Annotated in this window: 14 protein-coding genes and 2 pseudogenes; 1 reads left to right on the top strand and 15 read right to left on the bottom strand. The window is 49.1% G+C overall.

Annotated elements, in window-relative coordinates:
* Nucleotides 1–161 precede the first annotated feature (161 nt).
* The 15 genes and pseudogenes from NDI45_RS28965 to NDI45_RS29035 all read right to left on the bottom strand — a co-directional run.
* Nucleotides 162–2441 carry an NHLP family bacteriocin export ABC transporter peptidase/permease/ATPase subunit gene (locus NDI45_RS28965; protein WP_190790568.1) on the bottom strand — a complete coding sequence of 760 codons (2280 nt, stop codon included), beginning with the start codon at nt 2439–2441 and terminating at the stop codon, nt 162–164.
* A 5-nt stretch (nt 2442–2446) separates the two neighbouring features.
* The gene (locus tag NDI45_RS28970; protein ID WP_348249850.1) at nt 2447–3058 is read right to left on the bottom strand and encodes a hypothetical protein; all 612 of its coding nucleotides are present in this window, start codon (nt 3056–3058) and stop codon (nt 2447–2449) included.
* A 32-nt stretch (nt 3059–3090) separates the two neighbouring features.
* On the bottom strand, nt 3091–4146 hold the full coding sequence (locus NDI45_RS28975) for a cyclic nucleotide-binding domain-containing protein (protein ID WP_348249851.1): 1056 nt from the start codon (nt 4144–4146) through the stop codon (nt 3091–3093).
* A gap of 56 nt (nt 4147–4202) precedes the next feature.
* On the bottom strand, nt 4203–4415 hold the full coding sequence (locus tag NDI45_RS28980; protein ID WP_348249852.1) for a hypothetical protein: 213 nt from the start codon (nt 4413–4415) through the stop codon (nt 4203–4205).
* Between the two features lie 31 nt (nt 4416–4446).
* Nucleotides 4447–4683, bottom strand: a complete 237-nt coding sequence (locus tag NDI45_RS28985) for a hypothetical protein (RefSeq protein WP_199296395.1) — start codon at nt 4681–4683, stop codon at nt 4447–4449.
* An 81-nt stretch (nt 4684–4764) separates the two neighbouring features.
* The gene (locus NDI45_RS28990; protein WP_199296396.1) at nt 4765–5022 is read right to left on the bottom strand and encodes a hypothetical protein; all 258 of its coding nucleotides are present in this window, start codon (nt 5020–5022) and stop codon (nt 4765–4767) included.
* Nucleotides 5023–5033: 11 nt separating this feature from the next.
* Complete coding sequence (locus NDI45_RS28995) at nt 5034–5651, bottom strand: FMN-dependent NADH-azoreductase (RefSeq protein WP_348249853.1); 618 nt, start codon at nt 5649–5651, stop codon at nt 5034–5036.
* A gap of 215 nt (nt 5652–5866) precedes the next feature.
* Nucleotides 5867–6547, bottom strand: coding sequence for a response regulator transcription factor (locus NDI45_RS29000; protein WP_190790573.1), 681 nt, complete (start codon nt 6545–6547; stop codon nt 5867–5869).
* 151 nt (nt 6548–6698) lie between these two features.
* On the bottom strand, nt 6699–7412 hold the full coding sequence (locus NDI45_RS29005) for an alpha/beta hydrolase (protein WP_348249854.1): 714 nt from the start codon (nt 7410–7412) through the stop codon (nt 6699–6701).
* A 219-nt stretch (nt 7413–7631) separates the two neighbouring features.
* Nucleotides 7632–7982: pseudogene (locus NDI45_RS29010) on the bottom strand (alpha/beta hydrolase); the annotation flags it as partial.
* 347 nt (nt 7983–8329) lie between these two features.
* Nucleotides 8330–8911: a thioredoxin domain-containing protein gene (locus tag NDI45_RS29015; RefSeq protein ID WP_190790575.1), complete on the bottom strand. Its 582-nt coding sequence runs from the start codon at nt 8909–8911 to the stop codon at nt 8330–8332.
* 338 nt (nt 8912–9249) lie between these two features.
* Complete coding sequence (locus NDI45_RS29020) at nt 9250–9819, bottom strand: ISAs1 family transposase (protein WP_348249855.1); 570 nt, start codon at nt 9817–9819, stop codon at nt 9250–9252.
* On the bottom strand, nt 9800–10345 hold the full coding sequence (locus NDI45_RS29025; RefSeq protein ID WP_348249856.1) for an ISAs1 family transposase: 546 nt from the start codon (nt 10343–10345) through the stop codon (nt 9800–9802). The genes NDI45_RS29020 and NDI45_RS29025 overlap by 20 nt, the downstream gene beginning before the upstream one ends.
* A gap of 205 nt (nt 10346–10550) precedes the next feature.
* Nucleotides 10551–12302: a ShlB/FhaC/HecB family hemolysin secretion/activation protein gene (locus NDI45_RS29030; protein WP_348249857.1), complete on the bottom strand. Its 1752-nt coding sequence runs from the start codon at nt 12300–12302 to the stop codon at nt 10551–10553.
* A gap of 259 nt (nt 12303–12561) precedes the next feature.
* A pseudogene (locus NDI45_RS29035) lies at nt 12562–12642 on the bottom strand (DUF4385 family protein); the annotation flags it as partial.
* Between the two features lie 144 nt (nt 12643–12786).
* On the opposite strand from NDI45_RS29035, the gene NDI45_RS29040 reads away from it, so the two are divergent.
* On the top strand, nt 12787–13140 hold a 354-nt coding region (locus tag NDI45_RS29040; RefSeq protein ID WP_348249858.1), incomplete at its 3' end, for a helix-turn-helix domain-containing protein.

The raw sequence follows: 13140 nt of genomic DNA on the forward strand, positions 1-13140 counted from the left end.
TAATTTCAGGCAAGAAATGCCGCCACTTGAACAGAGCAGCAGTAGCCATCGGAGGGCGAGAAGGCATAACGGGGCTTGTCTACCTTACCAGCGGCTGTTTTTGCGACACAACCGTCCACATTGCCTATCAGTGACAGAACAATCTGATTTTGAAATCGAAATTATGCCCCTTCACTGGTGATGAGCTGTGCGTAGTGTCCTTTTTCCTGCCACAGGGTTTCGTGCGTTCCCCGCTGCACCGCCTTTCCTCGCTCCAAGACGATAATCTCATCGCAGTCGCGGATGGTGCTGAGTCGATGCGCCACAATTAAACAGGTGCATCCCCGGCGTCGTAAATTTTGATCGATGATTTTCTCTGTTTCGGCATCCAGCGCACTCGTTGCTTCATCCATAATCAAAATTGCGGGATTGTTCACCAGCGATCGGGCAATTTCTAATCGCTGCCGTTGACCCCCGCTGAGATTGGCGGCTCCTTCAATCAAAGGCGCACGGTAACCCCCTGGAATCGAAAGAATCGCTTCGTGAATCGCAGCATCCTGGCAAGCTTTTTCAATCGTTTGACCGGAAATGGTCGCGTCCCACAGCGTCAGGTTGGCGCGAATCGTATCGGCAAACAAAATAATGTCTTGATCGACCACAGAAATAGAATTGGTCAGGATCGATCGCCCAATGCCCTCTCTGGGAATGCCGTCAAAGTAAATCGTGCCTGACCAGGGTTCATAGAGTCCCGCAATGATTTTTGCCAGCGTTGATTTGCCCGATCCGCTGCCGCCCACTAATGCGACTCGCTGCCCTGGCTTGATCGAGAGGTTGAAGTTTTGAATGAGGGGTGCAGCCACACGACTGTAGCCAAAGGTAACGTCTTTTAATTCAATATAGCCTTGCAGCCGATTTGCCCCCGAAACGGTATGCGGGGTTGTACGGGCGATCGCCTGTTGCTTAGCAGTTTCCAGAGCCGGATCGGTGGCATTGTCCAACACATCATCCAGCCGCAGCAGATTTCCCTCCAGGTCTTGCAGCGTACTCCCAAACCGCACCAGATCATTCACAGGAGCCAAAAAGCTGACGGTCAAAAGCTGAAATGCCAGCAGCATCCCAATACTCATCTGTCCCTGGATTACCTGCCAACCGCCAATACTCAGCAGAGCGACGGTACTCAGTGCCGTAATGAGTGACGGCAGCAGACTCAGCTTCTGGTTGGCAAGGTTTAGCTCTTGCTGAGCGTTGATTGCCTTTGTGTAGTAGCCGGCCCAGCGCGAAAAGAAATCGGACTCTAAGCCAGAAGCTTTCAGGGTTTCAATGCTCTGGAGGCCGGCGATCGCCACGCCGTTCACCTTACCAAAGTTCTGTGCCGCTTTGATGTTGGCATCGACTCGCTGACGCGCCACCCACTGCAAGATGAGCACATTGACGATCGCAAAACAAATCACAATCAGTGTCAACAAAGGACTGTAGTGCAGCATCACAGCGGCATAAAATACAATCACAACAGCACTGATTAGCGTGGTTGTCAGTTGTCCGGTGAGGGCGGTGGCAACGCGATCGTTAATCCGAATTCGACTGCTAATTTCACCGGGATAACGCTGGGCGTAGTAGCTAATAGGCAGTTTCAATAAATGCCAGATAAAATGGCTGGACATCGAAATGGATAGTTTAATTTTTAACTTTCGCAGATAGCGAAGTTGAAGTGCGGTCAACAAACCCTGAAGCGTGATGGTCAATCCCATTGCTGCCAGTAAATAAGCAAGCCAATTCGTCCGACCATTAATCAAAATATTATCGATAAATACCTGGCTATAGACGGGCACAGCCAAATTGGGAATCACCAGCAAAAAACCCGCAGCAATGCAGTACAGCAATGCTGGGATCGATTCCTGAAGACGGGTTTGCAGCGATTGAACGACGCTTTTTTTCTTGCCGCCCTTTTGGAAAGTTTCGTTTGGTTCCATCACCAGGACAATGCCCGTATAGCCCTGATTAAACTCTTCCAGCGAAACCGTGCGCCGTCCGGCAGCCGGATCGTTGACAAAGACCTGCTCTTTGCTAAATCCCTCCACCACAAAGAAATGATCAAACTGCCAGAAGACAATATAAGGCGGATGCAGTGCCATTAAGCTTTGCAATTCCTTTTTGAAGCCTTTGGCGTTCAGTCCATAGGCCTTTGCCGCCGCCACGACATTTGCTGCCGAACTGCCGTCCCGTGAAATGCCACAGGCTTGCCGCAGCTCTGCCAGGGGCACAATTCGCCCGTAGTAGCCCAGAATGATTCCCAGGGCGGCAGCTCCGCACTCACCGGCTTCCATTTGCAGCAGCGTTGGCGTGCGAACGCGATTGCGCTTGCGACTCCAGAGCGTTTGCCCCTGCTGTTGCAGAACTTTCCGGGGAGCCTTCCACCAATTCCAGGAGAACTGCGGGGCGGGATTGAGCAGGGTTTTCAGCATAAGACTTATTTCAAAAACGGGAAGATAAAGGTGATGGGGGCTTGTTCGCTCAGCATCACTCTGGCATCGGTCGGCGTTTGGCTTGAGAGCTGAGCAGATCCACGAGACATCGACCACTGGTAGCCGCTGGGATTGTCAGGAGCAAGTTTAAACTGGGCAACGACTTCGATCGAGGCAGGCGTGTAGACCAGAGCCGCTAGCTCCAAATTGCCGTTTGTGCGCTTGAGGGCGGCTGACTGCGTGACGGGCTGGGATGAAACAGAGGTTACGATTGCCTCAAGTCCGCCAAATTCCTGGAAGCTTGCTGTTTCAGGACTAATCAAAACCCGATCGCCCGGCTGAATTTGTTTGCCTTGAGCAATCGGGAAATAGCTGACGCTGATAAGCTGCCTGGGATTAGTCGTATCTTGCACTAACAGTCCTCTTGCCTGGACGAAAATGGGAATCCGTCCGACAACGCTCCAGACCAGTGCCAGCACGACCAGAAAGCCGATCGATGCTAGCGGCAGCCAGTCCTCCAGATTCACAATTTGCATGAGCTGGTCAAGTTGTTCGGGGGAAGCAATCTGCGCCAGTGCCTCAGCTCGGAATAGGTTAGAGTCTTTTTCGTCTGCCATGAGTCACCACCTTGCTTAGTTACTGCCGTTCTCTATGTCCGCTCTTTTATCCCAAGCTGTCGCAGCAGCCAGTGAAATTTCGTTCTCGCGATCGACAACTCCTGCAACGCTGAAAGACTGAGTTCGCCTTGATAGGCGGATTGATCGCACAGGCTGCACCCCGGCTCATAGGAGGGAACGCTGCCTGCTAAGCGACTGATCATTTGATAAAGCTGCTCTGTGGTGATGCTGGCGAGTGCCTGATAAAAGCGAGCGGCAAATCCTAAATCGGATTGCAGTTTGGGGATCAGAAGAGCAATTGGAACCGACAGCAATCTTGTATCCTGAGCCGTTTTGATCAGATACAGATTAGGAGACATTTCCAGAAAAGTCGTCGCGCCCAAAATATCACCGGGCTGTGCTTTAGCAATATTGCGAAGCTGGCTGCTGGGCGGTGCACCAAATGCAAGCGATAGCGCGTTATGCTTGCCGCCGCAAACTAACAGCAATAGATTTCCTTTCAGTACAATATCCAGCGTTTCGAGCGACTGTCCCTCTCGCACATAGATTTCGTCTGCTTTTAATTCCTTCACTTTTCCTGCACTTGTCATCCAGCATATATCGCTGTCATGTAAACAGCTAAACATCGAAAAGCTGGTTTTTGTCATGATTGAATGTGACTCAGTGACAGTCGCTTCAGGTAGACGTGAGGCAATCTGCCACTGTTTGCGAGTGAACAGCATGGCGATCGCCCGGTAGAAGCGGGCACTAAAGCCAGCATCCTGCTCAAATTCTTCCAGTAGCAACTGACAATCGATCGTCAGAACTAATGACTTTTCAAGTGCCTGAAAGACAGCTGACGAAGGAGAACTCAGCAGAAAGAAGAATCCAACGACATCACCGCTGCTGTAAGTGACAATGCTAGGATGAGAGCGATCGGAATCAGGCGAGATCAGTTCAAGTTGACCCTCTAGAACCAGATAAAACCGACCTGAATGTGTGTCAACAGTCGGCAGTCGATCGCCAGGCGCAATTTCTACTTTCTGTCCAACCAAAGTCATCCAGTCAATGTCACTCCGATTCAACTCGCGCAGAATAATTTCTGTCATAGGGCTACAGGTCATGAGAATTGATTATTTGCTGCTTGGAGCACGATGCAGCATTTTTACGCTATATCTTCTGGGTAGGGTGGAGTTGGAAAGGTCGGTTCAGTTTCAGGAATGTTGAAGTCGTCAGCATCACGCTGCAAAATCTTTGAATGGAGTAATTGATTGTAGTCATGCTCTGCACCGCCCGCTATTTTAGTTAATTCTCGATCGCTTAGTAGTTCGCTGGTACCGTTAGAATCGAACGATTTGTTTTGCTGTTGATCAAACATTTGATTCTCCTTTAAGTCGCGTTATGTGGGCTTATAGACTGGAATAGAGCCATTTGTAAAACAGTTGAGTGAGGTGCGGTATGACAAAATAGGCAAGCAGGACAACACTAAATCCTGTGATGATTAGTTGCTGAAGTAATACAGGAAATTCAGACAGTAACGGTACCAGTAAATATTCCAGGATAGGTAGCGTGAGCAGCACTCCTAGCCACGTCACCAGCGCAACCCTATAGCATGGGGGTGGAGCCTGCGGCTTGCCTAGAAGCATAAACCAGATCTCCAACCCTGTCAGTGTTTGAACAACTTCAGTCTTTTCGATCAGAGATTGCAACCGCGTTATCCATTCCTGTCAAATATCGGATTCCATCCACGTTTTCAAGTTGCTGTACTGATTGAATCTAACAATGGCTACGTAATCAGGGTGAGTATGATTTTGGGGGCGAATCACAGTGACCCCTGAGTATCCTTTGAACTTGTGAACCGCTGTAGCGATGCCGTGCAGCCACTCTTGATATCCCCACTCGCGTCCTGGGCGAACTGCATAAGAAATAATGGTAGTGACCTGCTGAGCTTCTTGATCTGTACCGATCGCTACACGCTTTAGCATGGGACTTAACCTCAACGAGCGATCGTCGCTTTTAGAGCAGCCTGTGCTTTAGCGATTGTCAGGTTACGGGCTTCCGTACCCAGGTTGAGACCATTGGCGTAAATGAACTCAACATCGGTAATGCCGATGAACCCAAAAATAAACCGAAGATAGGGTGTTTGCAGATCATAGGCGTGAGTAGGACTATCTTCTGGATAAGTTCCCCCTTGAGCAAGAATGATAGTCATCTTCCTATCATGAACCAGCGCTTTGTAGCCTGTTTCATCAGCTAAGAATGTACGACCCACGCGCACAACTTGATCAATGTAGGCTTTGAAGTTCGCAGGAATGCTGAAGTTGTACATGGGAATGCCAAACACATAGCGATCGGCTGCTAAAAACTCATCGATCAACTCATCGGAAACCCGAATTGCTTTAGTTTGTTCAAGCGTTTGTTGTTCAGGGGGTGTAAAGGCACCAGCAATCCAGTCTTCGCTGACAAACGGTACAGGATAATGCCCAATATCGCGGTAGGTGACCGTGTCATTGGGATGAGCAGCTTTCCAGTTAGCGATGAATTCTGCTGAAAGGGTGCGAGAAATAGATCGTACACCCCGTGGACTTGCATCGAGATGGAGAATGTGTGTCATGAAATAACCTCAAGTTGTGAATTAATACAAGCTATGCATCAATAGATTTACCCCTCGTTATGGTCGGGTAAATCAATACATGATCGTGGTTGCGTAGAGTATTTAGGCTTTGGTAGGGTTTTAGACTGATGAGTCGTCTAATTGCTGCACCGTGCAGCCAGGCTAATTTCTAGAATTCGGAAAACAGAGCGTCTAACTTCTCTTTACTAGAACAATCAAGAAGCCCCTCGCAGAACATAGCCAACACCACGCACAGTATGAATCAGTCGTGCTGCCTTGCTCCCCCCAAGTTTGAGGCGTAAGTAGCGAATGTAGACCTCAATAACATTAGAGTCTCCAACAAAATCGTATCCCCAAACATTTTGAAGAATTTGTTCACGTCTCAACACTTGTTTAGGGTAGCTCATGAAATATTCCAGCAAATCAAATTCCTTCGCAGTTAATTCAACTTGCTGATAATCGTGACGAACTTGTCGTGCTTTTCGATCTAGCACAAGGTTCTCAAATTCCAAAACGTAAGGCTGCTGCGGCTGAGTACGTCGTAAAAGCGATCGAACGACAGAGACTAATTCCTCCAGGTTGAAAGGTTTAGTTAAACAGGTATCTGCACCTGCCTCTAAACTGGCAACTCGATCGTGTACCTGACCTTCCTTAGTCAAAACTAAGATGGGTACATTATTCTGTGTAGAGCGTAAGCGGTGACAAATATCCAGACAAGATAAACCTATTTGCTCCCAACCTAGAATAAGCAAATCTGGATCACTTTGTCGAGCTTCGAGCAATCCTGCCATTCTATCATGTACAACCTTTACCAAATAACCCTCACATGTCAACTCTAGCTGAATGATTTGAGCTATCTTTAGATCGTTCTCAATCACTAGGATTTGGCGCTGCATAGCATTTTCCTAAATGTTACTTCTTTGAACGTTTTAATGAAACATTTGAGTAGGACTAGCGCATCTGCATCTCCATATCTCCGAGACCGACCAAGTTGCCTTTTTCGTCATGGCTCCTTTGAGTTTGACGTTACTTGATTTCGTAATCGGATTACTTCACAGCGATTGCTGCTTCAATAATCAGGTTGGCAACCTCTTTTGGCTGGGAGATATAGGGCACATGGCTTGCTGGAATCTCAGTTGTTTTGGCACCAATTCGGCTTGCCATGAATCGTTGAAGCTCCGGGTTAATGGCTCGGTCTTCTTGAGCCACAAGATACCAGGAGGGAATCGTCTTCCAGGCTGCGCTCTCCACAGATTGGTCAAACGTTGTGCTGATGGCAGGCTTTTGCGTCACTGCCAGCACTTTCGCCTCGGCTAGTGATACGTCATGAGCAAAGACCTCGTGAAACTTCTCACGATCGATGTAAAGAAATCCTGCTGTATCAGCTACAAGTGCTGCGCTGACTGGAGGAGGGGCGTATCTGCTATTTAACTGGCTAATCGTCTCACCTGGCTCTGGTGCAAAAGCATTGATATAAACTAATGCTTTCACTTGCGGGTTATCAGACGCTGCACCTGTGATTACGGTTCCACCATAGGAATGCCCGACTACAACCACGGGTCTCTGTTGGGCGTCAATGATTCGCTTGGTTGTAGCAATATCATCTGGCAGAGAAGTGAGCGGATTTTGCACAGCAGTTACGACGTAGCCATCCTCCTGCAAAAGTGAAATAACGTGTTGCCAGGATGTTGCGTCAGCATTGGTACCATGAACTAGGACGATCGCAGGTTTAGAGTTGGATGTTTGGGCTGGTTGCCACAAACTAGCTGATCCTGAATGCACTGATGCGATAACGACAACACTAAATGTGAACAGTAAGAGCAACAATCTTTGGACTTTTTTCCATGTAAAAGCGGTCATTTTGATCACCTTTCTATTTTTACTAGAAAGACACGAAAACATTAGGACACGGGAAAGTTTTACTCAACTGCATATCTCTGCGTTTTTCCCCGTTCATAGTCGCAATGTGTTCACACTTCTCTACTGCGTGCTCGCAGCATGTTCGATAACGCTGACAACGGCATCTGGATGGGAAATTATCACGAGGTGGGATGCACCATTCACGACAACTGTCTCCTTTGAATCAGCGCGGTTCGCCAGGAAAGACAGGGCTGCTGGAGGAATGTTCAAGTCGCGACCACCATAGATGAACCAGGACGGGGTAGATTTCCATGCAGGTTCGCCAGAGGCTTCCTTAAGCGTGGCTTCCGTAATCGGACGCTGGGTACTAGCCATCAACTGTGCATTGTTGGCGGGCACATCCGCAGCAAACTGCGCGTGGACCTTGTCCTGCTGAATGTAGAGGTCCTTACGCCAATTTTCTAATAGAACAAACGGTGCCCAGTAATAGGGCGAAGTGTGGCGGGGATGTCGATTGATGCTGACATTGCCTCTCTAAAGTCTTGAGAGTTGGCGCTAATGTTGCTGTCTTCATTACCGCCAGTCGGAACAGAAAACTGGTCAAATTGCATTTACTCGATGCGATCGTGCCTCTATGAAAACGATTCGTCTATATTCGGCTGATGATTTTCAACCTGGTTAAGATTGACAGATACTTGAGCTGATGATGCTTTCGCACCTATCAAACTACCACTAATTCCAAATTTCTTATGCCCATGCCATCAATCGCAACATTTTAATCGGGCGATCGCTCAATAATATTTTGTGAATGAGATTTGCTATATAAGACCTCCAGATTCAATCACTGCATTGAATAACGGCTCGAACTCCAACGCATTTTGATAACGAATACTATTGATAAACAAAGCTGGTATGCGAGTCACGCCACTGCGTCTTCCGCCTTCAATATCCTCCTTGATGCGATCGCTATACACTTCCCTAGTAATATCTCGCAGAAACTGAGTAATATTCAGTCCTAAATTGTTAGCATACTCCACTAAATAGCCATCGCCTAAATCTTGGCGATGCTCCCACAGCATCTCTGACATCTGCCAAAACCGTCCTTGCGCTCCTGCTGCTTCTGCGGCAGCGGCTACCTTCTGAGATTGAGGATAGAGTTGAGGTTGAGGAAAATGACGAAACACAAAGCATAAATAATTCTCCTTGAGGTTGCTGTCAAGCTGTTCTTGAATTGCTTTAATCAGGGCATAAATTTCCCCACTTTTTGGACATTGATAATCTCCATACTCAACAAGTACAACTCGTGCATTGAGTGAACCCTGCCGATGATCTCGTTCAGAAGGAGATACTGCTAATAGTTGACGATCGCCAGCCGATTCAGCAGAAATATCTTGATTCATGCTTAACCCTTGGGAAGAGAGGAGCAATATCACTTAGAAAATTGCTTTTCTCCTAATTTCTCTATGCTGTTTATATAGTCTTAATTTATAGAATGAACGAAGATTTGTCATTAATCCAGGGTTTATTTCGTGAGCAACAAAATGATCAATTATTAGTTGATTCCAAGTATTGGTCTACCTATGAACTTAAGTTCAGGTTACAGCTTCTTTCATGCTGGTCAGGTACGAGGGGGTGTGGGGGCTAGGCAGTATCTTAAAAGCGTCTTAAAACCTTCTGTTGATTGGATGATTTGGCGGAGCTCCCCCCTACCCCCCATTATTGGTAGGGCTGATTTATTCTAGCCAGAGGGAAAGTCCAGCATGGGCAGTAATTGAGTAAGGTCGTTGCTGAAGCGGTCGATAGCAGCGGTAATTGAGCCATGCCCTGCCCGTCGAAAGACCGTAATCACGAGATTGCGAATCACTGCCATTAATGCTGCCGCAGGTTTTGTCGCAATGGAGCTTTGGTCTTCCCCTAACACCACATCTTTGACCCAATGCAAGGGATTCTCAATCCCCCAGTGGGCTCGAATGCGAGTTTGCAGCGCTTCTGCTGATTGAGTCCAGCTGGTCATGTAATACCGCTGCTCTTGATACAGTAATCCCTGGCGAGTTCCCTGGCGAATGACTTCTACCCCGTGTTGGGCACCCTTCCAAATTGCCTTGACCTCCTCAGGTAAGGGAAAGACGCAAGCAATGCGAGTGGTTTGCCGATTGCGAGTCCGTTCGCTCTGTAGATGCACACTGAACACACACTCCTGCTGAGCATGTTTCTGCAATTGGTGATAAAGCGCTTTTTGATTCGCTTTGACCCCAATTACGTAATCATTTCCTTGTTGCCGAATTAATTCAACTGTTTTTTTGAGCATGGAGGGCATCCAAACTCACACTCACTCCGGTTAACTGCAACTGTTGAAGCAACTCATACACGGCTTGAATCTCACTTTGCTCTCCATTTTCAAACACCTTCTGACCCACTACAACACCTTGCTTTAACTGGAACATCGACACGACGTTGACAAAGTTTTGTTGTGCGGCAAACGGGTCTGTGACTGTGTTCTTCAAGCTTTTGCCATCAATTGCACAGTTGTCTCCAACGCTGACTAACCCTGCCTGTTTTGCCCAGTAGTTAAATGCTTGGGCAACCGCATTAAAATCAATTTCCAGCAATAATCGGCGAATCGTGGAGTAACTTGGCAAGTTCGCTCGTCGCAACCCTAATCGCTCGGCTAAATAGCCTTGATGCCGCTGCATGAAGCGCGATAAACCCCGAAATCCTCGATACCCACTCATCGTTCCCAAAATGACTAACAGCAGAAATATCCATAGGGGATAACGTTGTCCTGCACCACGACGATGGTCTGGAATTGTTGGCAACGCCTCAATTAATGTCATTGTTTGTCCCCGTTAATCTAGAGCTCACCTCCTTTTTGAGCTTATATTTTCTCCCCTTAGAATGAATCAGCCCTACCCTTAAAAAGGGGAATCAGAGTGGTTCGGCTCCCTCTTTGTGAAGGAGGGCAGAGGAGGATCCTTGGGGGCTAACACTTAGCTCAGAGGGAATCGATCGCATTGAAACGAAGTTGCGCCAGAGGAAAATTTAGAACGGGGAGTAGATTACAGAGAAATACACGCCATTTTCTTGCAAACTGTCCCCGCCATCGATCGACACCAGCGGAATGCCCCAATCGAGCCTTGCTGAAAAGCGATCGCCCTGCCGCCACAATAGACCTACTCCAACACCGACTAACGCATTTGATTCTGGAGCCGGGCTATCGCCGCTATTCCAGGCTGCACCCACATCGATAAACGGCGAAAGTTGCAGCAGCCCTCGCCATTCGGGAATACGCAGAATGGGTAATCGCACCTCGGCAGAGAGCAACGCCCCGTTATCTGTGAGCAAGGCATCCTGTCTGTAACCTCGCACGCTCTGCTGTCCGCCCAATCCAAACTGCTCCAGCGGCACTAAAGCACTGTCTGCAAGCTGAACATCGCCTCGCACCAGCAGCAGCGCATCGGGAGCCAGTAAGCGCACCCACTGCCCCTGTCCGCGCCAAGCTAAAAACCGGCTATCGGGTGCGTCATTGTTCACGGTGGCATCCAACAAATCGAGTCCGAGGCTAAATTGCGATCGAGCAGCAATCACCTGCTGACTGTTACGCTGCGTCCACTCCTGAAAAAAGCGCACTGCCGAGACACGAGTTCGCCCTGCTGCATCGGCTCCGGGTGAAAGGCGAAACGGACCAATATCATCAATGCCTAATTCCGTTTGGCTTTCCTGACGAGAAGCCGTCAGCCCCAGCGCAAATTCTTCGGTTGGCGTTTGTGAAAGCGGCTGGCGAAAGGTGAGTTCGTAGTAGTGCGAGGTGGCACTAATCTCCAGTTCATCAAACGGTTCCTCGATGACGCGACTATCCGAGAAGCCGATCGCTAACTGTAACGTGCCATTACGCGGATTGAGCGGCAGAGTATAGGTGGCGTTGAGCGTGTTGCTGCCATTCGTATTGCCGTAGCCCACGTTCAAACCGTCCCCAAAGCCCAACAGATTTGCCTGCGTGAGTTCAACTTGCCGTCGGAAGCTGCCCACACTGGGCGATCGTCCGTTATCGATCGACAACGTGGTATTGAACGAGTCTGCCTCGGTAACCTGAACTGCCAAAACACTGGTTCCCGGACGCACCCCTGCCTGCAAATCCGCCGAGATGCTTTGGATCAAGGGATTGAGCTGTAAAAGCTGTAAACCTTCGAGCAGGCGATTCACGTTGAGCGGCGTTTGCGCAGCAAGTTCTAGGCGATCGCGCACATAGCTAGGACTGAGGCGAGTGAGTCCGCTGATGTCGATCGATTCTAAGCTGCCTTCGATCACCTGAATCGTCACTACTCCGGCTTCCAGAGCCTGAGGTGGAATGATCGCGCCCGATGTGATGTAGCCTTCCCACACATAGAGCTGTGTTACTGCCGATCGCGCTTGCAGCAGTTGGGCAAAGGTAATATCGCGGTTGGTAAACGGCGCGGTGACGACTGCCAGTTCCTCAGGGGTAAAGACCGTACTGCCAAACACCTCAAAGCGATCGACCCGAATGGTCGTTGGGACTTCTCCTGGAACAGGTTGGGGGGCAGCCGGGGTTTGAGGCGAGGGTCGGAGCAGCTCATCGGGACGGGGAAGCGGTGGGGGCGGCTGCGGGACAGGCTGGGGTTGTAGCGAAGGCGGCTGATTTTCCTGCAAGGGAAGTTGAGGCGTTCCGGTGGATTCAGGGGCTTGCGGCACAACTGTCTGAGCAAAGGCTGATCCTCTAGGCAGCCCAGCCAGAACCACGAGCAGCAATACAGCAGGAAAGTACCAGCAGGTCATATTACTGTCCACAGTATGAAATCACAGCATGACATCACAATAGGGCATCACAATGTGAATAAGGACTGATGCTACGATCGCACGCCTCACAGTCCTCGCAGTCAACCGCTTTGACACTGAGGCAATGCGAAGATTATTTGCATCAGCTTACAACACTTTTGTTGATAAAAGTTTGCCAATCCTCACCATTATCACTGTCTACCTAACTGTCTATCTGAAATAAGCGTCTGAAAGCCAGTCGAGCTGAAAGTTAAGCTCACTTGTGGTTGGCGTGACGACGAGCGCGGGGGTAACCCATTTGGAGAAACTTGCGTACCCTGTCTATGCCCACAAACTCACCCACGACCGCGCGAGATGGGTAAATTAGCGTTGCTCAGTCAATCTGTCGATTGTACTTCAGTTGGAATTGGCATACCGACTCTAGTCTATCAACCCGGCAAGGTGAGAGGAGGAGGCAGAGAAGGGTAATTGCTAGGATAAAGGCATGAACAAATCGGATGCTCGAAGGCTCAATCCAGCGACTCAAAACTACTTGCGACAGCAGGCAATCCGGCTGCACCAGGAGGGCAAACGCATCGTCGACATAGCAGAGTATTTGGGAGTGCATCGCAATACGGTCTCCGACTGGTGGTACCAATATCAGCAGGAAGGAGAAGCTGCTCTAGAGCAGTACCCGCGAGGCAACAAACTGGGGCAAGGAAGGACATTAAGCCCTAGCGAAGAGGCATACCTGCAACAGTTGATTCAGGAGCATTTTCCGGATGAGTTAGAGATAGACAGTGCCCTGTGGACGCGACAAGCTGTGGCAAGTCTGATTGGACAAGTGTGTGGTGTGGTG

Source organism: Leptolyngbya sp. GB1-A1, assembly GCF_039962475.1.
Classification (GTDB): domain Bacteria; phylum Cyanobacteriota; class Cyanobacteriia; order Elainellales; family Elainellaceae; genus Leptolyngbya_A.

Excerpts from the sequence above, each read along its gene's own strand:
- NDI45_RS28965 (WP_190790568.1), bottom strand. The coding sequence starts at position 2,441 with ATGCTGAAAACCCTGCTCAATCCCGCCCCGCAGTTCTCCTGGAATTGG.
- NDI45_RS28970 (WP_348249850.1), bottom strand. The coding sequence starts at position 3,058 with ATGGCAGACGAAAAAGACTCTAACCTATTCCGAGCTGAGGCACTGGCG.
- NDI45_RS28975 (WP_348249851.1), bottom strand. The coding sequence starts at position 4,146 with ATGACAGAAATTATTCTGCGCGAGTTGAATCGGAGTGACATTGACTGG.
- NDI45_RS28980 (WP_348249852.1), bottom strand. The coding sequence starts at position 4,415 with ATGTTTGATCAACAGCAAAACAAATCGTTCGATTCTAACGGTACCAGC.
- NDI45_RS28985 (WP_199296395.1), bottom strand. The coding sequence starts at position 4,683 with ATGCTTCTAGGCAAGCCGCAGGCTCCACCCCCATGCTATAGGGTTGCG.
- NDI45_RS28990 (WP_199296396.1), bottom strand. The coding sequence starts at position 5,022 with ATGCTAAAGCGTGTAGCGATCGGTACAGATCAAGAAGCTCAGCAGGTC.
- NDI45_RS28995 (WP_348249853.1), bottom strand. The coding sequence starts at position 5,651 with ATGACACACATTCTCCATCTCGATGCAAGTCCACGGGGTGTACGATCT.
- NDI45_RS29000 (WP_190790573.1), bottom strand. The coding sequence starts at position 6,547 with ATGCAGCGCCAAATCCTAGTGATTGAGAACGATCTAAAGATAGCTCAA.
- NDI45_RS29015 (WP_190790575.1), bottom strand. The coding sequence starts at position 8,911 with ATGAATCAAGATATTTCTGCTGAATCGGCTGGCGATCGTCAACTATTA.
- NDI45_RS29020 (WP_348249855.1), bottom strand. The coding sequence starts at position 9,819 with ATGCTCAAAAAAACAGTTGAATTAATTCGGCAACAAGGAAATGATTAC.
- NDI45_RS29025 (WP_348249856.1), bottom strand. The coding sequence starts at position 10,345 with ATGACATTAATTGAGGCGTTGCCAACAATTCCAGACCATCGTCGTGGT.
- NDI45_RS29030 (WP_348249857.1), bottom strand. The coding sequence starts at position 12,302 with ATGACCTGCTGGTACTTTCCTGCTGTATTGCTGCTCGTGGTTCTGGCT.